The following is a 21,162-nucleotide window of genomic DNA, read 5'->3' on the forward strand; positions in this document are numbered from 1 at the left end:
ATGGGATTTTTTGATAAACTTAAACATGTCTTTAGTGGTCAAGAAGAAGAATCTAAGACCATTGAGGAACAAAAATATGAAAAAGGACTTGAAAAATCACGAAAAACATTTGGTGATAAACTTAACGAACTTTTTGCAAATTTTAGAAGTGTCGATGAAGACTTTTTTGAAGAATTGGAAGAAAAGTTAATTGAGGCTGATGTCGGTTTTGAGACAGCAGTTAGGATAAGTGAAGAGTTGCAAGAAGAAGTAAAATTAAGGAATGCTAAAGATAAAAAAGATGTTTCAAATGCAATTATTGAAAAATTGGTAGCGTTATATGAAGAAGAAGGCCAAAAAGAAGATAATACGTTGCATTTTTCTGTAGAAGGTCCAACGGTTTTTCTTTTTGTTGGTGTTAATGGTGTTGGAAAGACAACGACCATTGGTAAATTAGCACATCGTTATCAACAAGAAGGTAAAAAGGTATTGCTAGCTGCTGCGGACACATTTAGAGCTGGCGCAATTGAACAATTGGTTGAGTGGGGGAGACGTGTAGATGTTGAAGTTGTTCGTAAACCTGAAAGGAGTGACCCTGCAGCAGTTGTCTTTGATGCAGTAAAAAAAGCAAAAGAAGAAGATTATGACATCTTATTGGTTGATACCGCAGGACGTCTTCAAAATAAGGTTAACTTAATGAATGAGTTGGGGAAAATTGCAAGAGTAATTACGCGAGAATTACCGGAAGCTCCACAAGAAGTACTGTTGGCACTAGATGCAACAACTGGTCAAAATGCGTTGACGCAAGCCAAACAATTTAAAGATGTGACAAAAGTAACAGGAATTGTTTTGACTAAGTTAGATGGAACAGCTAAGGGTGGTATTGTGTTAGCAATCAGAAATGAATTGCATTTACCTGTTAAGTTGGTTGGCCTTGGAGAAAAAATGGATGATTTACGTGACTTTGAACCTATGGAATTCGTTTATGGTTTGTTTAATGGGTTAGTAGATACTCCTAATGAAGAAAAATAAGCTAGTTGAAAAGGTGATTAGAGATGGCAATTGAAAAAACAAACAGAATTAATGCGTTGTTTGAATTTTATGAACCATTATTAACTAGTAAGCAAGTAGAATATATTGCTTTATATTATCGTGATGATTATTCATTGGGTGAAATTGCTGAAAATTATCAAATTTCGCGTCAAGCAGTTTATGATAATATAAGAAGAACAGAAATGATTCTAGAATCTTACGAGAAAAAGTTACATCTATTTCAACAGTTTCAAGAACAGAGTACTAAAACAGATGAACTTTTGGAATATGTTGAAAGTAAGTATCCAAATGATAGTGTTTTACGAGACTTAGTTGAACAATTGGAGCTGTTAGAAGAATGAAAGTTGGTGATTTAATTGGCATTTGAAGGATTGACTGAAAGACTCCAAAATGCAATTGGTAAATTAAGGAAAAAAGGTAAGATTAGTGAGGCAGACGTGCGTGAGGTTATGCGTGAAATTCGTCTTGCATTACTTGAAGCCGATGTAAATTTCCAGGTAGTTAAAGACTTTGTAAAGACGGTTAGAACTCGTGCAATTGGGGCTGAGGTTTTAGAGAGTTTGACTCCCGCACAACAAATAGTCAAGATTGTTAATGATGAATTGACTAAGGTCATGGGTGAAGAAGCAGTTGAACTTAATAAATCAGATAAAATACCTACTATTATCATGATGGTTGGGCTTCAAGGGGCCGGGAAGACAACGACGCTTGGTAAATTAGCACTTAAATTGAAGAGTGAAAAAAATGCCCGTCCTTTAATGATTGCGGGAGATATTTACCGTCCTGCTGCGATTGATCAACTGCAAATACTTGGGAAAAGTATTGATATTCCAGTTTTTGCATTGGGAACAGATATTTCGCCGGTGGAAATTGTTCGACAAGGGTTAGCTTTAGCTGCTGAGAAAAAAAATGATTATGTGTTGATTGATACTGCAGGACGTTTGCAAATTGACGAACTTTTAATGGATGAGCTAGCTCAAATAAAAGAACTTGCTCAACCGAATGAAATATTATTAACTGTTGATGCAATGACGGGTCAAAACGCAGTCGAAGTTGCTAAAGGATTTAATGAACAACTTGATGTAACAGGGGTCGTATTAACAAAACTTGATGGGGATACCAGAGGTGGTGCGGCGTTATCTATTAGGGCCGTTACGGGTAAACCTATTAAATTCATTGGTCAGGGTGAAAAAATGACAGATTTAGATGTCTTTTATCCTGATCGTATGTCTTCACGTATTTTAGGTATGGGTGATATGTTGACCCTTATTGAGAAGGCTCAACAAGATTTTGATGAGAAAAAAGCGCAACAAATGCAGGAAAAAATGCGTGAAAATAGTTTTGACTTTAATGACTTTATTGATCAAATGGAACAAGTTCAAAAAATGGGGCCAATGGAAGATATTATTAAGATGATTCCTGGAATGGCAAATAATCCTGCTCTTAAGAATTTAAAAGTTGATCCAAAAGATATTGATCATATTAAGGCAGTTGTCTACTCTATGACAGATAAAGAACGTGAAAATCCTGATTTATTTAATCCGAGCCGTAGGAGAAGGATTGCTGCTGGATCTGGGCGACCAATACATGAAGTTAACCGTATGATCAAGCAATTTAATGAAATGAAAAAAATGATGAGCAAGGTGTCAAAAGGAAACTTTGAAGGAATGGATGGAATGTTTGGTAACGGATTATCTGGAAAGTTAGCTAAAATGTCAATGAATTCAATGGCTCGTAAAAATAAAAAAAGGAAACTTAAAAGATTAAAAAATAAGAAGCGAAAAAAATAATTTTGTCTGTCAAGAAATAATCCTTTACACCGAGCAAAATTACTGGTATATTATTAACGTTAAGAAAGTTATAGGAGGTGTAGTTAATGTCAGTTAAGATTCGTTTAAAACGTATGGGTTCTAAGAAGCGTCCATTTTACCGTATCGTTGTTGCAGATTCACGTTCTCCACGTGATGGCCGTTTCATCGAAACAGTTGGAACATACAATCCATTAACAGAACCTGAAAGTGTTACACTTAAGGAAGAAAATATTTTAAACTGGTTGGGTAATGGTGCACAACCTTCAGATACAGTACGCAATATTCTTTCAAAGAATGGTGTCATGAAGAAATTTCATGATGCAAAGCTTAGTAAATAATTAAGATCTGTAGTTGTAGATTTAGTAAATGAATATTGTGTTAATTTATTTAGTACAATTGTTTGCTTTAGAATTTTATATACCCATTAATCCTCTTGATGAAGCAGCGATGTTTTATTTTAGGGGATTTTTCTTTTGAGAGGTGAAAAAATGGATTTTTATGAAGTTGGACAGATTATAAATACTCATGGAATACGTGGTGAAGTCAAAGTTAAGACTATTACTGATTTTGCACAAGAACGTTTTCAAAAAGGAAAAATAGTATATTTATTGATGCCAAATGAATATCTGGAATTAAAGATAAGTGATGTTCGAACAATTAAGCAGTTTTATTTATTGACGTTTGAGGGATATAATGACATTAATCTTGTTGAGCGTTACAAAGGAATGAAACTTGGAATCAATGAAAAGCAACAGCAAAAACTTGGAGAAAATAACTTTTATTATCATCAAATTATAGGACTTAAGGTTGTTGATGAAAACCAAAATGAGCTTGGACAAGTCATTGAGATTTTAAGCCCAGGTGCTAATGATGTGTGGGTAGTTAGAAGAATCGGAAAAAAAGACCTGTTACTACCAGCGATTCATGATGTTGTAAAGAAGGTCGATATTGAAAATGGAAAAGTTTTGGTAGAGTTACTAGATGGGTTGGATGATTAATGAGGGTTGATATTTTAAGTCTATTTCCAGAAATGTTTAAAGGACCACTTCAAGAATCAATAATTGGTAAAGCAATTGAAAAAGAAATTATTGATGTTGAGATTACGAATTATCGAAACTTCACGAAAAATAAGCAACAACATGTTGATGACTATCCGTATGGTGGTGGAGCAGGAATGTTATTGCAAGCCCAACCCATTTTTGATGCACTTGATTTTGTAGAAGAAAAACATGGTGATTTGGGTAGTGTAATTTTGCTTGATCCCGCAGGAAGACAATTTAATCAAAAAGTTGCGGAGGAGTTGGCTACAAAACAACATTTGACATTTATATGCGGACACTATGAAGGTTATGATGAACGGATTAGAGAAAGAGTTACAGACGAAATTTCTTTAGGTGACTATATTTTAACTGGCGGTGAACTTGGAGCAATGGTTATTATTGATGCAACTGTAAGGCTATTACAGGGGACATTAGGGAATGACAGTTCTGCAATTGGAGATTCATTTTCGACAGGATTGCTGGAGTATCCACAATATACAAGACCAGCTTCATACAGAGGAATGGAGGTTCCCGAAGTTCTTACAAGTGGGAATCATCAAAAAATTGCGCAGTGGCGAGAATATGAGTCACTAAAACGGACTTTTTTGCGCCGTCCAGATTTATTGGAGAAACTGGAATTGACAAAGGAACAAGAAAAAATGTTAGCGAAAATTGTGAAGGACTTAAAAAAATAGTACCTTGTTATTAACTTGATACTGTGTTATCATCTATATTGGCTGTATGCCACAATTAACGATATTCCGCTGTTGATGGACAAGAATGTCGGCGAAAGGAAGAAATAAAATGAATCCATTGATCAAAAAAATTACAGAATCACAATTGCGTAGCGATATTCCTGATTTCCGTCCTGGGGATACTGTACGTGTTCATGCACGTATTGTTGAAGGTACTCGTGAACGTATTCAGATGTTTGAAGGGGTTGTTATCAAACGTCGAGGTGAAGGTGTGAGTGAGACTTATACTGTTCGTAAGATTAGTAGTGGTATTGGGGTTGAACGTACATTCCCAATCCATACACCACGTGTCGATAAGATTGAAGTTATTCGCCAAGGCCGTGTTCGTCGTGCTAAGTTGTATTACTTACGCGCCTTGCATGGTAAAGCAGCACGTATTCCTGAAAAGCGTCGTAGTAAGTAGATTAGAAAAAAAGCCTTGTATATCAAGGCTTTTTTTTGTTTTCTGAATAATTACATATAAGATATAAATTTGAAGTATAGTGATATTCTTGCGTTCATTTTGTGCTAGATAAATAGAAAAAAACTGATGTAAAATATTCTAAAATCATGTTAAAGAATAAGGAGTTTCTCCATTATCCAGCAGAGAACTGATTTTAAAACATTAAAATTAACACATTAAAATTAACACATATTTTTGATTAGGGAGCATAAATGAGATTCTAGATGAGCCGGAATTTGATAATCTTGCATGAAATTTATGATATTAATATTAGTAATAGGTGGAAGTGCGTAAATTTCTAACATGAGTTTAAGTGCCCGATTATTTGTAGCAGACTCAATTTTTAATTTCTGAGCAGGGGTACGGTTATATAAGTATAAATCAGTCGGATCGCAATAAATTATATGTGCTATTTCGTGTGCTAATTGAAAAATTGTTTGTTTATGGTTTTTCCAATTCGAGTTCATAATGATACAATGTTGTTTTATGGAAACAACAGGTGGAGTTGTTTGAGACAACTTATCTGTCCAAATTACTTGTATTTTTTCTTTCTTAGCTAATTCCAACAATCTTTCCATATGGTGGTTCTCCCCCTAGATTACTTAGAAGACTTGCTACGCAATAAATGACGAATTATTGCAAGTTCATCATCAGGAATAACTTTTCCTTCAAATGTAAGTACGCCATCGGGGATGTTTGCCAAATCAATTTCATTTATTTTCTTTTCAGGGGTTCGTCCTAATAAATAGTCTAAAGAAACTCCGAAAAAATCAGCGACCTTTCGAACCCTTTCAACAGAAGGAGTTCGATGTGACCATTGGTAGATTGTATTTTTTCCAAAACCTAATTGTTCTTCTAGTTCATAAACAGACATATTTTTTTCTTTTGCTAGAGCTTTTATTATCTTTACTGTATACATTTTGAAACTCCTGTTAGGTTTATTATAACTAAAAAGTTAGAAAAAAGATTGAAAACTAACGTATAAGTTAGTATAATTTATCTATTAACATAATGTGAATTACGTTTGATAATTTACGTTAGTTAGGGAAAATTATTTTGATATTAATAGTTCGATTTTATAATAAGAATAGTTAATCGTCAAATAAATTAGTTAATTTATTATCGAATTGGAGTGAACTGATTTGGACTATGATTTAACGGATGCAATATTGTTAGGGTTGAAAAAAAATAAGAGAATGAAAAAAAAGCCAAGTTCGCAGTCTGATATTGCTACTCATTTTGGGCTGTCTAAACCCTATGTAAATCAACTTATCAATGGCCGAGTTGCCCCAACAGAAAACACAGATGAATGGATAAAAAAAATATGTGAATATATTGGAATTTGATTTGTAAAAAAACAACATATTTGTTGCGTATGTTCATTTGTTTTCAATAACAGTTGCGCAAAAAAAGACATGTTCATTTTTGAACATGTCTTTTTTAATGTAGCCAACTTAAAAGTAAAAAAATTAATATCCCATTACGGAAAAAATAGCAGTCATGATTAAAGTGCCTAGTGTCACAATAATCATCATCCAAACAACTACCATAGTTATTTTTTGAAAGCGAGTCTTTTTTTTCTTTGCCACAACAAAATTCACCTTTCATAATCATCATATAATCTATACTATACTTTTTACAGTGAACTGTGTCAAACTGGCTTCTATTTTTGTATAAAAAAACTTTTTAAAACAAATTGAATTTGCATAAACTAACAATTATAATTGTATGAGTAAACATAATGATAGAATTTCATTTATTTGTAATGATATAAATTAAATAAGTGGATTGGAATGGAGTAAGTTTTAATGGAAATTATGGTACAAAAATTTGGCGGAACATCTGTTCAAGATGATCAAGCAAGACATAAAGCATTACAACATGTTAAATATGCGATTGAACAAGGGTATAAAGTGGTGGTTGTTGTTTCTGCAATTGGAAGAAAGGGAGCACCATACGCGACTGACTCACTTTTAAATCTTGTAGATGCTGAACGAACAAAACTGTCGCCAAGGGAGCTAGACATGATTGTTTCTGTGGGTGAAATTATTTCAACTGCAGTGTTTACCCAATTATTAAAAGAAGAGGGTATTTTGGCAACTGCAATGACAGGACCAGATGCAGGCTTCAGGACAAATAACGACTATCAAAATGCTAAAGTTTTAGATGTTAAAACTGACAATATTAATAAAGCATTTTCTAATAATGATGTAGTTGTAGTCGCTGGCTTTCAAGGACTTTCAAGAGAAGGTCACATGGCAACTTTAGGAAGGGGTGGAAGTGATACTTCAGCTGCACTTCTAGGAGCTGCATTATCGGCTAAACGAGTTGATATTTTTACAGATGTGTCGGGAATGATGACAGGTGATCCGAGACTTGTGAAAAAAGCTAAATTTTTGAAGAATGTAAGCTATGAAGAGGTTGCTAACATGGCTCATGAAGGAGCAAAAGTTATTCATCCTCGTGCTGTTGAAATAGCACAACAAGCCCATGTTCCGCTGAGAATTCGTTCCACTTGGGATAATGTCGATGAACTTGGAACATTGATTTCAGACAAAAATCTGTCTCTTCAAGATTATCGAAGTGTGACTGGAATTGCCCATCAAGTCGGGCTAACACAGTTTAGTGTATTAACAAAAGAATTCTCCGCAGACCAAGTTTTTAATTTGCTTGCTGATAATCGTTTAAGTGTTGACTTTATTAATATTTTGCCTGAAAAAGTCGTTTTTAATTTAAATCATGAAGAAACAAAGATTGCAAAAGAATTATTGCAAAATAAAAAGATTCCTTTTACCTTGGTAGAAAATTGTGCCAAAGTTTCAATTGTCGGTGCTGGGATAATGGGAACTCCGGGAATTACTGCAAAAATTGTATCTGCATTGGCAAGTAATAACGTTAAAATCTTACAAACAACAGACAGCTATACAACAATATGGGTGTTAGTCCAAGAAGATGATTTAGAAGTTTCAGTGAATGCTTTACATGATACCTTTTTGCTTAAAGATTAAAAGAAGGGTGATTAGATGATTTGGTATTATCAACTATTATTGCTTGTTGTTGTTTTCCTAGTGCTAGTGATTATGAAGAAAATGGCACCTAGAAATATGAGAAAAAAGATAAAAATATATAATCTAATGGTTATTCCCGTAGTGTATTGTGTGTTGGTAACATCTTTAACGCAATTAGAACTTTCAATTATTCCATTTCTAACTTTTGGATTAGGGTTACTCGGAATAATGATGACCATTGTATATGCATATGTTGAAGGTGAAATAATTTATCGTGTATTCTTCAAAGTATATTTCCGTTTTTTTTCTATCACTGTATATGGTCTTTTTATACCAATGTTTTTGTTAAATATAAAATAATTATTGCTGTACTAAGAAGCATGATTATTGAAAAAGTGGGTTATTAAAAATAACCTACTTTTTTTGTGCAAATATTTATTTTTTTTAAAGTGTTTTTGGAGCTCCAAAGGGAACTAAAAGATAATTATTTATTAAGTGGAAAAAAGGGGTAAAAAAGTGGTTTAAAGTGGGGGGATGTGGTAATATCAAGTTACAGTAGTGTCAAAGGAGGTGTCTTACATGTTTATGGGTGAATATCGACACGCTATTGACGAGAAGGGAAGATTAATTATTCCTTCGAAGTTTCGTGAAGACTTAGGAGAAGTATTTGTAATAACTCGTGGAATGGATGGATGTTTGTTTGGTTATCCTGAAAATGAGTGGGCTGTTTTACAAGAAAAATTACAAAAACTTCCGCTAACTAAAAAAGATGCCCGTGCATTTGTAAGATTTTTTTACTCCGCTGCTACTGAATGTGAATTTGATAAACAAGGAAGAGTTAGCATTCCAAAATCGTTGCGCGATCATGCTTTACTTGAAAAAAAGTGTGTCGTGGTTGGAGTTTCAAATAGATTTGAAATATGGTCTGAAAAGCGATGGGATGATTTCTCGGAAACTGCTGAAAGTAATTTTGATGAAATAGCAGAAAATATGATTGATTTTGGTCTTTAATGATGGAGGTATATTGTGGCAGATTTTGAACACGTAACTGTTTTATTAAATGAAGCAGTAGAAGGTTTAGCAATTAAGGCTGATGGTACTTATGTTGATTGTACTTTAGGTGGTGGTGGACACAGTAGTTTGATTGTTTCTAAGCTTTCTAATAGTGGACAACTATTTGCGTTTGATCAAGATCAAACAGCAATTTCATATAATAAGGAAAAATTTTCAAAGGAGCTACTAACTGGAAAAATTGTGTTTATAAAGTCAAATTTTAGATTCCTAAAAAAAGAGTTGATGAACAAAGAGGTTAGTGGTGTTGATGGACTTTTATATGATTTAGGAGTTTCATCACCGCAATTTGATAACGCACAACGTGGATTTAGCTATCGCTATGATTCTGTACTTGATATGCGAATGGATCAGAATCAAGAATTGACTGCTAAAGAAATTGTTAACGAGTGGTCGTATGAAAATCTAGTACGCATTTTTTTCAGATATGGTGAGGAAAAATATGCAAAGTCAATTGCTCGAAGAATTGAAAAAGTAAGGCAAAATGAAACTATTGAAACAACTGGGCAACTGGTTGAATTAATTAAAGAATCAATTCCTGCTAAGGCTAGACGTACAGGAGGTCATCCGGCTAAAAAGGTATTTCAGGCAATTAGAATAGCTGTCAATGATGAGCTTGGTGCACTTGAACAGTCACTTGAAGAAGCGTTGGAATTAGTTAATGTTGGTGGCAGAATTAGTGTTATTACTTTTCAATCGCTAGAAGATCGGCTAGTAAAATCCTTATTTAAGGAAAAAAGTGAAATTCAAGATTTACCACATGGGCTCCCAATAATTCCAGAAGCATATCAACCAAAATTTAGACTGATTTCACGTAAACCAATATTACCAAGTGAAGAGGAATTAAATAATAATCATCGTGCTCATTCCGCAAAACTAAGAATAATTGAGCGAATAAAAAAATAATTTTAAAGGATGTGAAGAAAATGGTACAAAATAATGCGGCAAGACAAATAAATGCAATTCCTAAAAGAAAAGAACAAGAAGTACCAATACATAAGACTGATTCAAAAAATAAAAGCCTAAAGGTTCCATTTTCTGGCTTTGAAATAACAAGTGCGGTAGCATTAAGCGTTCTCTTTATGGCAATGACCATTTTTTTAATATCGACTAAAGTGAGCCTTTCAGGTGCTCAATATGAGCTACAAAATTTGAACCAAAAAATTGTTAATATACAAAATAGTAATGTAAATACAAAACAAGATATAAGTGAACTTTCTAGTAAAAGTAGGTTGATGAAGATTGCACAAGATGCAGGCTTAACGATGAATGATAACTCAATAAGGAATGTTTCAAAATGACAAAAAACAATGGACGGCAAACAGCGCAGCGAAGACAACAAAATAGAAAGCGATTCGGTAGATGGATTTTCTTTAGCGTTGCAATTATTTTCGCGATGTTTATCGGCCGTTTTTTTTATATTGCGATATTTCAGACGGCTAATCATGTTAACTTGAGAAAAAGTGTCGAAAGGCTTTATGCAAGTAAGACAGAAATCAAAGCACAGCGTGGTACAATATATGATTCTGATAATCAACCGATTGCTGAAGATACATCTACATATTCAATATATATTGTTTTGTCAAAAACAGCTGTAGCATTCGGGAAAAGAGAGTATTTGGCAAACAAAGACAAGGATCGAGCAGCAGAAGTTTTGAGTAAGAACCTTTCAATTTCATATGAACAAGTAAAGAAGATTTTGAATCCAGAAAATCAAGATGTTTATCAAGTAGAGCTTGGAACAGCAGGAAAAAATATTTCTCTAGAAACGAAAAACAAAATTGAAGCTGCTAATATAAAGGGAATTGATTTTACACAATCGCAAGCTCGTTTATATCCAAATGGAACATTTGCATCACAATTAGTGGGAATTGCTGAGAATAATGCTGGTAAATTAGTCGGTGTAATGGGGCTTGAAAGCCAATATAATAAATTATTAACAGGTGTGAATGGCGTTAAAAAATTTGAAAAGGATATTACGGGCACGCCTATACCGGGTGCTAAAATTAAGTCAAAAAAAGCAAGAAATGGAGATAATATATATACAACACTAGATTCAAGATTACAAACTTATTTAGAGACTTTAATGTCTCAGGCACAAAGTAAGTATCAGCCAAAGGAAATGACAGCCGTTTTAATGGATGCAAAAACCGGAGCTATTGTAGCGGCAACTCAAAGGCCTACTTTTAATGCACAAACGAAGGTTGGGCTGAGTGATATGTGGCGTGACATCTTAGTTGAAGATGGGTTTGAACCTGGGTCTACTATGAAAATATTAACAATGGCAGCTGCAATTAATAGCGGCAACTATAATGCAAATGCAACTTATAAGTCAGGAACATACAAAATTAATAACCAAACGGTAAGTGATTGGAATACAAGTGGTTGGGGTAATATAACTTATCGTGATGCTTTTATTCGTTCCTCAAATGTCGGAATGGCTCATTTAGAACAAATTATGGGAGCAAAAACTTGGTTAAAATATATTAAGAGTTTTGGATTATTAAAGTCAACTGATTCTGGTCTTCCAAACGAAGCCAAAGGAAGTATAGAATATAAATATCCAATTGAACAGGCTAATACTGCATACGGACAAGGAATCAATGTTACAGTATTTCAAATGCTTCAAGCATTCTCAGCAATTACTAATAATGGTAAAATGGTTAAGCCACAGTTAGTCAGAAAAATTGTAAATCCAAATAGTGGTAAAATTGTTTATAAATTTAATAAAAAAGTTGTTGGGACTCCAATTAAGTCGTCTACAGCAAAAAAAGTATTGAGTATGATGCAAGATGTTGTCTATAATCCAAATGGAACAGGGAGTGCCTTTAAAATTAATGGGTATCGAATTGGTGTTAAGACAGGGACTGCTCAAATTGGTGATAGTACAGGAACTGGGTACTTAAAGGGTGAGATGAATTATATTTTTTCAGTAGCGGGGGTAGCTCCTGCAAACAATCCTAAATACATTTTGTATATTACAATGAAACAGCCAACAACTTTTGCAGGTGGAACATCAGGAGAAATGCTAGCTAGTGTATTTAATCCACTCTTGAAGAGAGCTTTGGATGAGAATGTAACACAAATAACAAGTAATACACAGGTGACAATTGGAAATTATATTGGTAAAAACTCAACAAAAATCAAGAATTCGTTGAATAGTGAGGGATTATTGGTAACTGAAATAGGAAGTGGTAGTAAAATAATTGATCAATCAGAGACGGCAGGTAGTACTTCTTTATCAGGCGAAAGAGTTATTCTATTGACAAATGGGGATAAGTTAATGCCTGATCTATCAGGGTGGTCGAGAAACGATGTTGTAAAGCTTGGTAAATTATTAGGGATTAATTTTGATATTGAGGGATCTGGATATGTGGATCAACAAAGTGTAGTTGCAAATAAATCACTGGATGGAATTAAAAATATTAGTGTGAAGCTTAAATAGGGATAGTATGGTGAAATTATGCAAGCAAGTAAATTGATTGAAAATATAAAATTTAAGAGAATTGTGCCAGAACTTTTTGAAGACTTTAGGGTGTCTTTATTGACACAAGATACGCGTGAGGTTATTGCAGGAAGTATTTTTGTTGCCATTAAGGGTACAAGAATTGATGGACATAAATTAGTACAAGAGGCAAAGAAAAATGGCGCAGCAATGATTATTGCACAAGAACCCTTGCCTGACATGACAATTCCTGTTGTGTATGTTCAAAATACAAACAGAGCAATGGCTATTTTAAGTAGCTTTTTTTATGGAGCATCAAGTCAAGCACTTCGGGTGATAGGGGTGACTGGGACTAATGGAAAGACCACAGTTACGCATATTATTGAGGCAATTTTTAGTAGTTTAAATGAAAATACGGGTCTGATTGGTACAATGTATCGAAAAATTGGTGATGAGGTTTTAAAGACTAAAAATACGACTCCAGATATAATTACATTACAACGTACCTTGAATAAAATGGTTGAAAAAGGAGTTTCAACTGTTGCAATGGAAGTGTCTTCAATAGCTTTGGTACAAGGAAGAGTATGGGGAATTGATTTTGATGTAGCTGTTTTTACAAATTTGACCGAAGATCATTTAGATTACCATAAAACGATGGCTGAATATGCGCATGCTAAAAGTCTTTTGTTTTCACAACTGGGTAATAAATATGCACATTCAGGTGATCATAAAGTAGCAGTTTTAAATAATGATGATTCTTTAAGCAAACAGCTTGAAGAAGATACTGCAGCAGAGGTTATCACATATGGAATTAAAAATAATGCAATGATTCGTGCAACAAACGTAGAAATACATGGGCAAGGAACTAATTTTGATTTGACTGTTTTCAATAAAAAATATTCCGTGACTGTTAAAATGGTGGGGATGTTTAATGTATATAATATTTTGGCAGCATTTGCTGCAGCGTATGCATGTGGTGTTAGTCCAGAAAAAATAATCAAAGCACTTGAACAATTTTCAGGTGTAAAAGGAAGATTACAGTTATTAACCTCCCAAAATAAGGTTTCTGCGATTGTTGATTATTCACATACACCGGATGGATTATTGAATGCACTTGAAACAATCAATGAGTTTGCAAAAGGTAAAGTATTTTGTATTATTGGATGTGGTGGGGACCGAGATAGGTTTAAGAGACCTAAGATGGGGAAGATTGCTGTAGAAAACAGTGATTTTGCGATTTTTACTTCTGATAATCCAAGATCAGAGAATCCACAAGTAATCATTGATGAGATGTTGGCAGGTATTCCAGAATTGAAAGAAATTCCAACTTTTATTGATAGACGTGAGGCAATTAATTTTGCGGTTTCGATGGCACAGCCAGGAGATATTATCTTAGTTGCGGGTAAAGGGCACGAGGATTATCAAATAATTGGTGCGACAAAATATCATTTTGATGACGCTGAGGAAGTAAAAAAAGCGTTTGAGTTAAAGGAGCAAATGGATTAAATGAATGTAGGAGAAATGATTCTTATCATATTAACTAGTTTTATAATAACTGTAGTATTTTTACCAGTCTTTATTAACTATGCACATAAAAAAAATCAAGGGCAAATGATTAGAGAAGAAGGTCCTAAATGGCATGAAAAAAAATCAGGGACACCTACTATGGGAGGACTGATTTTTAACGTTGCGATTTTATTAACCTCGCTTTTTATTCCAATTATTTATGGGCAAATAACTGCAAAACTATTAGTCCTATGTTTTATATTATTATTATATGGACTATTAGGATTTTGGGATGATTCCATTAAGTTATGGAAAAAACAAAATGAAGGATTAAAAGCTTGGCAAAAATTGCTTGGACAAATAATCGGCGGACTTATTTTTACATTTGTATACTGGCATGAAAAATTTCCTCTAGCTATTCATTTTTTCGGAAATGAAATTAACATTGGATTTTTTTTCGTAGCTTTTGTAATTTTCTGGTTAGTTGGTTTTTCAAATGCAGTAAATCTTACAGATGGAATTGATGGGCTAGTTGCTGGGCAAGGTATTATTGCTTTTGGGGTTTATGCAGTAATTGCTTTTTCACAGAAACAAGGTGATATTCTATCCTTTTGTTTAGCTGTTATTGGTGCTTTAATAGGATTTCTGTTATTTAACCACAAACCAGCTAAAATTTTTATGGGAGATATGGGTTCGTTGGCACTTGGAGGCTCTTTGGCAGCAGTTTCGTTGTTGTTACATCATGAGTTATCCTTGTTAGTGATTGGAATTATTTTTGTAATTGAGACAGCAAGTGTAATGTTACAAGTTGCTTCATTTAAATTAACAGGCAAACGAATTTTTAAAATGAGTCCTATCCATCATCATTTTGAATTGTGTGGTTGGAGTGAGTGGCGAATTGATTTAACATTTTGGATTGTAGGGATTGTGGCAGGTGTTTTGAGCCTTATAGTGATACTTTAGACTTTTGTGGAAAAGGGATGTTCATTATGAAAAAAATAGCAAATTATGAAAATAAAAAATTGCTTGTTGTTGGATTAGGAAAGAGTGGCGTAAATTCTGCAAAACTTCTCCATAAATTGGGCGCAGATGTGATTGTTAATGATTTAAAAGATGCTCCTGCAGATGTTTTAAAGGAATTAAATGCTGAGCAAATTAAGGTCATAACAGGAAGTCATCCACTTAATCTTTTGAATGGAATTGATTTAATAGTAAAAAATCCAGGGATACCATATAGCAATGTTTTGATTGCTGAAGCACTGAAACGTAAAATTCCGATTATAACTGAACCTGAACTTGCATTCGAAATTTTGGATGCACCTATGATTGGGGTAACTGGTACAAATGGTAAAACAACAACAACAACTCTAATTTCATTGATGTTAAATCAAGGCAAATCTACGGGGAAAGCTTATGTTGCTGGAAATATTGGGATACCTGCTACACAAGTTGCACAAGAAATAACACAAAATGATGTTATGGTTACTGAGCTATCTAGTTTTCAATTAATGGGAATAACAAAACTAAGACCGCATATTGCTGTGTTGACAAATATTTACGAAGCACATACTGACTATCATGGAACTCGTGATAATTACATTAAGGCAAAAATGAATATCACTAAAAATCAAACCGAAGATGACTTTTTTATTGTTAATTGGGATTCAGAAGAGTGGCGTACTTTAAGTAAGCAATCCAAAGCTAAAATTATTCCTTTTTCAAGAAAAGGCACTAGCGAAGATGGGGCTTATGAAAAAAATGGCTGGCTTTTTTATCAAAGTGAAAAAATAATGAAAGCATCTGAAATAAAAATTCCTGGAGACCATAATATTGAAAATGCACTAGCAGCACTAGCTGTTGCTAAATTAATGGGACAAGAAAATGAAAACATTGTAGAGGTCCTAAAGACTTTTTCTGGTGTAAAACATCGGACACAATTTGTTACCAAAATTAACAATCGGAAGTTCTATAATGATTCAAAAGCAACTAATATTGAAGCAACTGAAAAAGCCTTAGCTGGATTTAATAATCCGATAGTATTGTTAGCAGGAGGCCTTGACCGAGGGTTTACATTTGAGAGACTTATTCCATATTTTAGAAATGTAAAAGGTATAATTCTTTTTGGAGAAACTGCTGATTTAATAGCCAAAGTTGCCAGAGAGGCTGGGGTTTCACAAATAATAAAAACTGAAAATGTAAAATTGGCTGTTCCAATTGCATATGAAATGAGTAATGAGAATGATATTATTTTACTTTCGCCAGCATGTGCAAGTTGGGATCAATATCCGACATTTGAGGTACGCGGTGATATGTTCATTGATGCAGTAGAAGATTTAAAAAAAGAATTGGAGATGTAAAAGTGCGATTACTAATATCTGGTGGAGGTACCGGGGGTCATATATATCCTGCATTAGCATTAATTGATACTCTAAAAAAAGATGATGAGAATAGTTCTTTTTTGTATGTCGGAACTAGTCGTGGGCTCGAAAGTAAGATTGTTCCTAATGCAGGCATTGATTTTAAAACGCTTGAAATTCAAGGTTTTAAAAGATCATTGTCCTTAGAAAATTTTAAGACAATCTATCTTTTTTTAAAGAGTGTGCATGAAGCAAAGAAATTAATTAAAGAATTCAAACCAGATGTTGTTGTTGGAACTGGAGGGTATGTTTGTGGCGCTGTAGTTTATGCAGCATCTCAAATGCACATTCCAACATTTATACATGAACAAAACAGTATTGCAGGTGTTACAAATAAATTTTTAAGTCATTTTGTTGACAAAATTGGAATTTGTTTTGAGGCAGCAAGAAAAGATTTTCCAAGCCAAAAGGTTGTTTTTACAGGTAACCCTCGTGCTCAACAGGTTGCAAATATCAAGGCAACAGGTCGTATTGGCAACTTAGGACTGAAGGAAAATAAAAAAACAGTTCTAATATTCGGTGGCTCACGTGGAGCTAAGCGAATTAATGATGCAACAGTTGCGGCACTTGATTTATTTAAGACTGATGAATATCAAATTCTTTTTGTAACTGGTGGCATATATTATGAAAAGATAAAAGAAGATGTAAAAAAAAGTAATTTGAAAAATATTGTTATTAAACCATATATTCAAGATATGCCATCTATTTTGCCAGAGACTGATTTAATTGTTGGTCGTTCAGGTGCAACAAGTCTTGCCGAGATTACGGCTCTTGGAATTCCATCAATTTTAATTCCTAGTCCAAATGTAACACATGATCATCAAACTTTTAATGCACGTAGTTTGGCAGAGATTAATGCAGCAGTTATGATTAGAGAAGATACACTAAATAAGGAAAAATTGGCTGACTTAGTCAATGATTTAATGCAAGATGACAAAAAAAGAACTCAAATTGCGATGAATGCTAAAAAAGCTGGTATTCCAGATGCATCTGATCGAATTGAAAGAGTACTAAATACTTTGATTACTAGCAAATAGGGTTAACTGGAGGTTGATATGAAATCCAAATTGAATATTTTTTTTGATGGAAAAAAGAAGACTAATCAACCTCTTACTCCGTGGGAAGAGGCACAAAGAAAAAGAGAAAAAAATTTTTCAAAGAAGAGTAGCAAAAAGAAAAGAATAGGAACTAAGTTACCTAAATTAGTTGCACAACGCAAATCAAAATTAAAAAAGAAATTAATAATTAATTTCGTTGTTTTTGGAATTATTACGCTAGCTTCACTTTATTTTATATTACCTATAAGTAAGGTTAAGGAAGTAAAAGTGATTGGTGTTGACAAGGTTACACAAAAGGCAATAAGGCAGGCAAGCAATATTGGTAAAGATGACTATCTATTTCAAATTGGCCTAGAAAAGAAAAATCTGTCAATGAGAATCGAAAAAAAAGTTAGTGAAGTTAAACAAACAAACGTTTCTATAGCTGGTAGACTTGTTATTTTAAAAGTTGTAAAGGCCAAAATTATTGGATATCTAGAAAGAGATAACAACTATTTTGCGTTAAACAATAAAGGTAGTGCTTCAATAGTTCAACGATCAACACCAGAAGGGAACGTACCTATCTTAACTAATTTTAAATCTTCTTCTGAGATAAAACTTTTAGCTGTTCAGATGAATGGATTGACTCCTAGTTTATTAGACGGAATATCTGAAATTGATGCCACACCAGTAAATGTTAATCCTGAGAGAATCAAAGTTTATATGAATGATGGAAATGAGATTATTGCAACTTTGTCGACTTTTGCCAAAAAAATGCAATATTATCCACAAATTAAAGCAAAATCAACTGGAAAAATTAAAATTGATTTTGAGGTTGGAGCTTATTCCACTAATTTAAAGTAAAAAATTAATAATTTAGTACAATAAAAGGGTTGAAAAGTGTATAAATTAAGTGTGTTGTGGTAAAATTCTAGTTGTTAGTTTGAGTAAAATATTGACAATGAAATTTTTATTTATTGATTTTAGGAGGGAGCTCAACCAATGGACAATTCAGGAATTTACGTTGGACTTGATATTGGAACTACTTCGATTAAGGTAATCGTAGCAGAATTTGTCAAAGGTCAACTTAATGTTATTGGAGTAGGCAGTGAGCGCTCTAATGGGTTGAGTAGGGGAGTTATTGTAGATATTGACAGAGCAGTGTTTGCAATAAAAAAAGCAGTTGATCAAGCAGAACAAAAAGCAAACATTCAAATTTCGAAAGTAACAATTGGTATTCCAGCAAATCTTTTAGAGATTGTTCCGTGCACTGGAATGATAGCTGTTGGTGATGACAGCGGTAATTCTAAGGAAATTGATAGTAATGATGTATTTCGAGTGACAAAGGCAGCACTTATTCAGAAACTTCCACCAGAAAGAGATATTATTGATGTTATACCCGATGAATTTATAGTGGATGGTTTTGATGGCATAAAGGATCCGCGGGGGATGGTAGGAGTTCGTCTTGAGATGAACGGTGTTTTGTATACTGGGCCAAGAACTGTGCTACATAACACTATTAAGTGTGTTCAAAGAGCAGGATTGGAAGTCGAGGATACAATTGTTGCACCATTAGCACTTGCAACACAAGCACTTAGCGATGGTGAACAAGATTTTGGAGCTATTTTAATCGATATAGGTGGGGGACAGACAACTGCTTCTGTGGTGCATGATCACAAGTTAAAATATACATACGTTGATCAAGAAGGCGGGGAATTTGTTACAAAAGATATCTCTGTCGTTTTAAATACATCGCTTGAAAATGCCGAGAAGGTTAAGCGTAACTTTGGATATGCTGCTAGCTATTTGGCATCAAAAGATGATGTTTTTCCAGTAGAGGTAGTTGGAAAAGCAGAACCGATTCAAGTGAGTGGAGAGTATTTGAGTGAAATCATTGAGGCACGTTTGACACAAATTTTTTTGAAATTACGTGACGTTTTACAAGGAATTGATGCACTAAAACTTCCGGGAGGAATTGTAATTACAGGTGGAGTATCTGCTTTACCTGGAGTAAAGGAACTTGCGGAAGATATTTTTGAAACAAATATCAAATTATTTATTCCACAACAGATGGGGTTACGTCACCCTTCTTTTACACAGGCAATTGGATTAGTTAGTTATATGACTAAACAGAGTGAAATTGAAAGAGTTGTTAAGGCTTCTTTAAGCGACAATATAGCAAGTGTTGATAAAATTGATAGTTTAAAAGAAAATCGAGTTCAAGAAAAAGAAGAATACAATGAAAGTATTAAACCAAAAAAACAAAAAATAAAAAAGAATAATTCTCTTGAAGGATTTAAAAATTTCTTCAATACCTTTTTTGACTGAGAATAATTTGGAGGGAATGCAATGGAATTTTCACTTGATGCAAATGAAAACAAAGGAGCAACAATCAAAGTTATTGGTGTCGGTGGCGCTGGTGGTAATGCTGTCAATCGAATGATAGCTGATGACGTTAAAGGTGTCGAATTTATTGTAGCTAATACAGATGTTCAAGCTTTAGAAAGTTCTAAAGCAGAGACAAAAATTCAGCTTGGGCCGAAACTAACTCGAGGGTTAGGTGCAGGATCTAACCCAGAAGTTGGTGACAAGGCTGCACAAGAAAGCGAAGAAGCACTTGCTGAGGCTCTTAAAGGGGCTGATATGATTTTTGTAACTGCTGGAATGGGTGGTGGCACAGGTACTGGAGCAGCACCTATTATTGCCAAAGTAGCTAAAGAACAAGGCGCCTTAACTGTTGGTGTAGTTACAAGACCATTTAGTTTTGAAGGGCCAAAAAGAGCTCGCTTTGCTGCTGAAGGTGTAGCACAAATGAAAGAACATGTGGATACACTTGTAATTATTGCTAACAACAGATTGCTTGAGATTGTTGACAAAAAGACTCCAATGATGGAGGCTTTTAAAGAAGCTGATAATGTTTTAAGACAAGGTGTTCAAGGAATTTCAGATTTAATCACTTCACCAGGATATGTTAACTTAGACTTTGCAGATGTAAAAACGGTTATGGAAAACCAAGGTTCTGCTTTAATGGGGATTGGTTCAGCTAATGGGGAAAATCGGACTGCGGAAGCTACTAAAAAAGCAATTTCGTCACCTTTATTAGAAGTTTCAATTGATGGTGCAGAACAAGTATTACTTAATATTACAGGTGGGCCAGATCTTAGCTTATTTGAAGCTCAGGATGCCTCAGATATAGTTGCTCAAGCTGCAACAAGTGATGTAAATATTATTTTTGGGACGTCAATTAACGAAGATCTTGAAGATACGGTAATTGTTACTGTTATTGCAACTGGAATAGATAAAAAAAAGCAAGATACTAGAAGAACTAGAATCAATCAAGATATTCGTGGTACCGTTGGCGACACAGAAAATAGTGAGAAAAAAAGAGAATCTGAAAGTAATGATCCGTTGAAGGATTGGGATTTACGCCGGGAAATATCAGAAGAAAGACCGAGTTCTAATACTAGGACAGATGAATTTAGAAATGTTGAAAAAAAGAAATTTGACATTTTCAAAATGGATACGGAAAAAGAAAAAGATGAAAATGATGAGGATGGCTTAAGTACACCACCATTTTTCCGTCACCGTCGTAAATAAA

Annotated in this window: 24 protein-coding genes; 21 read left to right on the forward strand and 3 right to left on the reverse strand. The window is 34.0% G+C overall.

Annotated elements, in window-relative coordinates; genetic code table 11:
• The 7 genes from ftsY (at position 1) to rplS (ending at position 5,041) form a co-directional block, all read left to right on the forward strand.
• A complete protein-coding gene (gene ftsY / locus FC80_RS04475) occupies positions 1 to 1,011 on the forward strand; it encodes a signal recognition particle-docking protein FtsY (RefSeq protein WP_057828933.1) in 1,011 nt (336 codons plus the stop codon).
• A gap of 23 nt (positions 1,012 to 1,034) precedes the next feature.
• Complete coding sequence (locus FC80_RS04480; protein ID WP_057828934.1) at positions 1,035 to 1,373, forward strand: putative DNA-binding protein; 339 nt, start codon at positions 1,035 to 1,037, stop codon at positions 1,371 to 1,373.
• A 15-nt stretch (positions 1,374 to 1,388) separates the two neighbouring features.
• Positions 1,389 to 2,822, forward strand: a complete 1,434-nt coding sequence (gene ffh, locus FC80_RS04485; RefSeq protein WP_057828935.1) for a signal recognition particle protein — start codon at positions 1,389 to 1,391, stop codon at positions 2,820 to 2,822.
• Between the two features lie 86 nt (positions 2,823 to 2,908).
• A complete protein-coding gene (rpsP, locus tag FC80_RS04490) occupies positions 2,909 to 3,181 on the forward strand; it encodes a 30S ribosomal protein S16 (RefSeq protein WP_057828936.1) in 273 nt (90 codons plus the stop codon).
• A 150-nt stretch (positions 3,182 to 3,331) separates the two neighbouring features.
• On the forward strand, positions 3,332 to 3,841 hold the full coding sequence (gene rimM / locus FC80_RS04495; protein WP_057829344.1) for a ribosome maturation factor RimM: 510 nt from the start codon (positions 3,332 to 3,334) through the stop codon (positions 3,839 to 3,841).
• The gene (gene trmD / locus FC80_RS04500) at positions 3,841 to 4,578 is read left to right on the forward strand and encodes a tRNA (guanosine(37)-N1)-methyltransferase TrmD (protein ID WP_057828937.1); all 738 of its coding nucleotides are present in this window, start codon (positions 3,841 to 3,843) and stop codon (positions 4,576 to 4,578) included. The genes rimM and trmD overlap by 1 nt, the downstream gene beginning before the upstream one ends.
• A 109-nt stretch (positions 4,579 to 4,687) precedes the next feature.
• Entirely contained in the window at positions 4,688 to 5,041 is a 354-nt protein-coding gene (rplS, locus tag FC80_RS04505) for a 50S ribosomal protein L19 (protein ID WP_057828938.1), read from the forward strand.
• Between the two features lie 221 nt (positions 5,042 to 5,262).
• Here rplS and FC80_RS04510 read toward each other — a convergent pair whose 3' ends face one another.
• Together FC80_RS04510 and FC80_RS04515 are read right to left on the reverse strand one after the other, a co-directional pair.
• Positions 5,263 to 5,658 carry an ImmA/IrrE family metallo-endopeptidase gene (locus FC80_RS04510; RefSeq protein ID WP_057828939.1) on the reverse strand — a complete coding sequence of 132 codons (396 nt, stop codon included), beginning with the start codon at positions 5,656 to 5,658 and terminating at the stop codon, positions 5,263 to 5,265.
• 20 nt (positions 5,659 to 5,678) lie between these two features.
• On the reverse strand, positions 5,679 to 5,999 hold the full coding sequence (locus FC80_RS04515) for a helix-turn-helix domain-containing protein (RefSeq protein WP_057828940.1): 321 nt from the start codon (positions 5,997 to 5,999) through the stop codon (positions 5,679 to 5,681).
• A gap of 223 nt (positions 6,000 to 6,222) precedes the next feature.
• Between FC80_RS04515 and FC80_RS04520 the strand changes: the two genes are divergently transcribed.
• Complete coding sequence (locus tag FC80_RS04520) at positions 6,223 to 6,426, forward strand: helix-turn-helix domain-containing protein (protein WP_057828941.1); 204 nt, start codon at positions 6,223 to 6,225, stop codon at positions 6,424 to 6,426.
• A 123-nt stretch (positions 6,427 to 6,549) separates the two neighbouring features.
• Here FC80_RS04520 and FC80_RS09380 read toward each other — a convergent pair whose 3' ends face one another.
• Positions 6,550 to 6,669: a DUF4044 domain-containing protein gene (locus FC80_RS09380; RefSeq protein ID WP_083486926.1), complete on the reverse strand. Its 120-nt coding sequence runs from the start codon at positions 6,667 to 6,669 to the stop codon at positions 6,550 to 6,552.
• A gap of 219 nt (positions 6,670 to 6,888) precedes the next feature.
• Here FC80_RS09380 and dapG point away from each other — a divergent pair, with 219 nt between their 5' ends.
• The 13 genes from dapG (at position 6,889) to ftsZ (ending at position 21,161) form a co-directional block, all read left to right on the forward strand.
• Positions 6,889 to 8,088: an aspartate kinase gene (gene dapG, locus FC80_RS04525; protein WP_057828942.1), complete on the forward strand. Its 1,200-nt coding sequence runs from the start codon at positions 6,889 to 6,891 to the stop codon at positions 8,086 to 8,088.
• A 15-nt stretch (positions 8,089 to 8,103) separates the two neighbouring features.
• Entirely contained in the window at positions 8,104 to 8,448 is a 345-nt protein-coding gene (locus tag FC80_RS04530) for a DUF3397 family protein (RefSeq protein WP_057828943.1), read from the forward strand.
• A 219-nt stretch (positions 8,449 to 8,667) separates the two neighbouring features.
• A complete protein-coding gene (gene mraZ / locus FC80_RS04535; RefSeq protein ID WP_057828944.1) occupies positions 8,668 to 9,099 on the forward strand; it encodes a division/cell wall cluster transcriptional repressor MraZ in 432 nt (143 codons plus the stop codon).
• 15 nt (positions 9,100 to 9,114) lie between these two features.
• Positions 9,115 to 10,065, forward strand: coding sequence for a 16S rRNA (cytosine(1402)-N(4))-methyltransferase RsmH (gene rsmH / locus FC80_RS04540; protein ID WP_057828945.1), 951 nt, complete (start codon positions 9,115 to 9,117; stop codon positions 10,063 to 10,065).
• Positions 10,066 to 10,085: 20 nt separating this feature from the next.
• Positions 10,086 to 10,460, forward strand: a complete 375-nt coding sequence (gene ftsL / locus FC80_RS04545; protein WP_057828946.1) for a cell division protein FtsL — start codon at positions 10,086 to 10,088, stop codon at positions 10,458 to 10,460.
• On the forward strand, positions 10,457 to 12,604 hold the full coding sequence (locus tag FC80_RS04550) for a penicillin-binding protein (protein ID WP_057828947.1): 2,148 nt from the start codon (positions 10,457 to 10,459) through the stop codon (positions 12,602 to 12,604). Before ftsL ends, FC80_RS04550 begins: the two co-directional genes overlap by 4 nt.
• An 18-nt stretch (positions 12,605 to 12,622) precedes the next feature.
• Positions 12,623 to 14,110: a UDP-N-acetylmuramoyl-L-alanyl-D-glutamate--2,6-diaminopimelate ligase gene (locus tag FC80_RS04555; RefSeq protein WP_057828948.1), complete on the forward strand. Its 1,488-nt coding sequence runs from the start codon at positions 12,623 to 12,625 to the stop codon at positions 14,108 to 14,110.
• Positions 14,111 to 15,073, forward strand: a complete 963-nt coding sequence (gene mraY, locus FC80_RS04560) for a phospho-N-acetylmuramoyl-pentapeptide-transferase (RefSeq protein WP_057828949.1) — start codon at positions 14,111 to 14,113, stop codon at positions 15,071 to 15,073. It begins immediately after the preceding gene.
• 26 nt (positions 15,074 to 15,099) lie between these two features.
• Entirely contained in the window at positions 15,100 to 16,467 is a 1,368-nt protein-coding gene (gene murD, locus FC80_RS04565) for a UDP-N-acetylmuramoyl-L-alanine--D-glutamate ligase (RefSeq protein ID WP_057828950.1), read from the forward strand.
• Positions 16,468 to 16,469: 2 nt separating this feature from the next.
• The gene (murG, locus tag FC80_RS04570) at positions 16,470 to 17,564 is read left to right on the forward strand and encodes an undecaprenyldiphospho-muramoylpentapeptide beta-N-acetylglucosaminyltransferase (protein WP_057828951.1); all 1,095 of its coding nucleotides are present in this window, start codon (positions 16,470 to 16,472) and stop codon (positions 17,562 to 17,564) included.
• An 18-nt stretch (positions 17,565 to 17,582) separates the two neighbouring features.
• Complete coding sequence (locus FC80_RS04575) at positions 17,583 to 18,428, forward strand: cell division protein FtsQ/DivIB (RefSeq protein WP_057828952.1); 846 nt, start codon at positions 17,583 to 17,585, stop codon at positions 18,426 to 18,428.
• 138 nt (positions 18,429 to 18,566) lie between these two features.
• Positions 18,567 to 19,892: a cell division protein FtsA gene (ftsA, locus tag FC80_RS04580; RefSeq protein WP_057828953.1), complete on the forward strand. Its 1,326-nt coding sequence runs from the start codon at positions 18,567 to 18,569 to the stop codon at positions 19,890 to 19,892.
• 21 nt (positions 19,893 to 19,913) lie between these two features.
• Positions 19,914 to 21,161, forward strand: a complete 1,248-nt coding sequence (ftsZ, locus tag FC80_RS04585) for a cell division protein FtsZ (protein WP_057828954.1) — start codon at positions 19,914 to 19,916, stop codon at positions 21,159 to 21,161.
• The last annotated feature ends 1 nt before the right edge of the window (position 21,162 follow it).

This window comes from Liquorilactobacillus cacaonum DSM 21116 (genome assembly GCF_001436735.1).
GTDB lineage: Bacteria > Bacillota > Bacilli > Lactobacillales > Lactobacillaceae > Liquorilactobacillus > Liquorilactobacillus cacaonum.

Excerpts from the sequence above, each read along its gene's own strand:
- ftsY (WP_057828933.1), top strand. The coding sequence starts at position 1 with ATGGGATTTTTTGATAAACTTAAACATGTCTTTAGTGGTCAAGAAGAA.
- FC80_RS04550 (WP_057828947.1), top strand. The coding sequence starts at position 10,457 with ATGACAAAAAACAATGGACGGCAAACAGCGCAGCGAAGACAACAAAAT.
- trmD (WP_057828937.1), top strand. The coding sequence starts at position 3,841 with ATGAGGGTTGATATTTTAAGTCTATTTCCAGAAATGTTTAAAGGACCA.
- FC80_RS04555 (WP_057828948.1), top strand. The coding sequence starts at position 12,623 with ATGCAAGCAAGTAAATTGATTGAAAATATAAAATTTAAGAGAATTGTG.
- rpsP (WP_057828936.1), top strand. The coding sequence starts at position 2,909 with ATGTCAGTTAAGATTCGTTTAAAACGTATGGGTTCTAAGAAGCGTCCA.
- rplS (WP_057828938.1), top strand. The coding sequence starts at position 4,688 with ATGAATCCATTGATCAAAAAAATTACAGAATCACAATTGCGTAGCGAT.
- mraZ (WP_057828944.1), top strand. The coding sequence starts at position 8,668 with ATGTTTATGGGTGAATATCGACACGCTATTGACGAGAAGGGAAGATTA.
- rimM (WP_057829344.1), top strand. The coding sequence starts at position 3,332 with ATGGATTTTTATGAAGTTGGACAGATTATAAATACTCATGGAATACGT.
- FC80_RS04575 (WP_057828952.1), top strand. The coding sequence starts at position 17,583 with ATGAAATCCAAATTGAATATTTTTTTTGATGGAAAAAAGAAGACTAAT.
- dapG (WP_057828942.1), top strand. The coding sequence starts at position 6,889 with ATGGAAATTATGGTACAAAAATTTGGCGGAACATCTGTTCAAGATGAT.
- ftsZ (WP_057828954.1), top strand. The coding sequence starts at position 19,914 with ATGGAATTTTCACTTGATGCAAATGAAAACAAAGGAGCAACAATCAAA.
- ftsL (WP_057828946.1), top strand. The coding sequence starts at position 10,086 with ATGGTACAAAATAATGCGGCAAGACAAATAAATGCAATTCCTAAAAGA.
- ftsA (WP_057828953.1), top strand. The coding sequence starts at position 18,567 with ATGGACAATTCAGGAATTTACGTTGGACTTGATATTGGAACTACTTCG.
- mraY (WP_057828949.1), top strand. The coding sequence starts at position 14,111 with ATGAATGTAGGAGAAATGATTCTTATCATATTAACTAGTTTTATAATA.
- FC80_RS04530 (WP_057828943.1), top strand. The coding sequence starts at position 8,104 with ATGATTTGGTATTATCAACTATTATTGCTTGTTGTTGTTTTCCTAGTG.
- FC80_RS04515 (WP_057828940.1), bottom strand. The coding sequence starts at position 5,999 with ATGTATACAGTAAAGATAATAAAAGCTCTAGCAAAAGAAAAAAATATG.
- murD (WP_057828950.1), top strand. The coding sequence starts at position 15,100 with ATGAAAAAAATAGCAAATTATGAAAATAAAAAATTGCTTGTTGTTGGA.
- FC80_RS04510 (WP_057828939.1), bottom strand. The coding sequence starts at position 5,658 with ATGGAAAGATTGTTGGAATTAGCTAAGAAAGAAAAAATACAAGTAATT.
- FC80_RS04480 (WP_057828934.1), top strand. The coding sequence starts at position 1,035 with ATGGCAATTGAAAAAACAAACAGAATTAATGCGTTGTTTGAATTTTAT.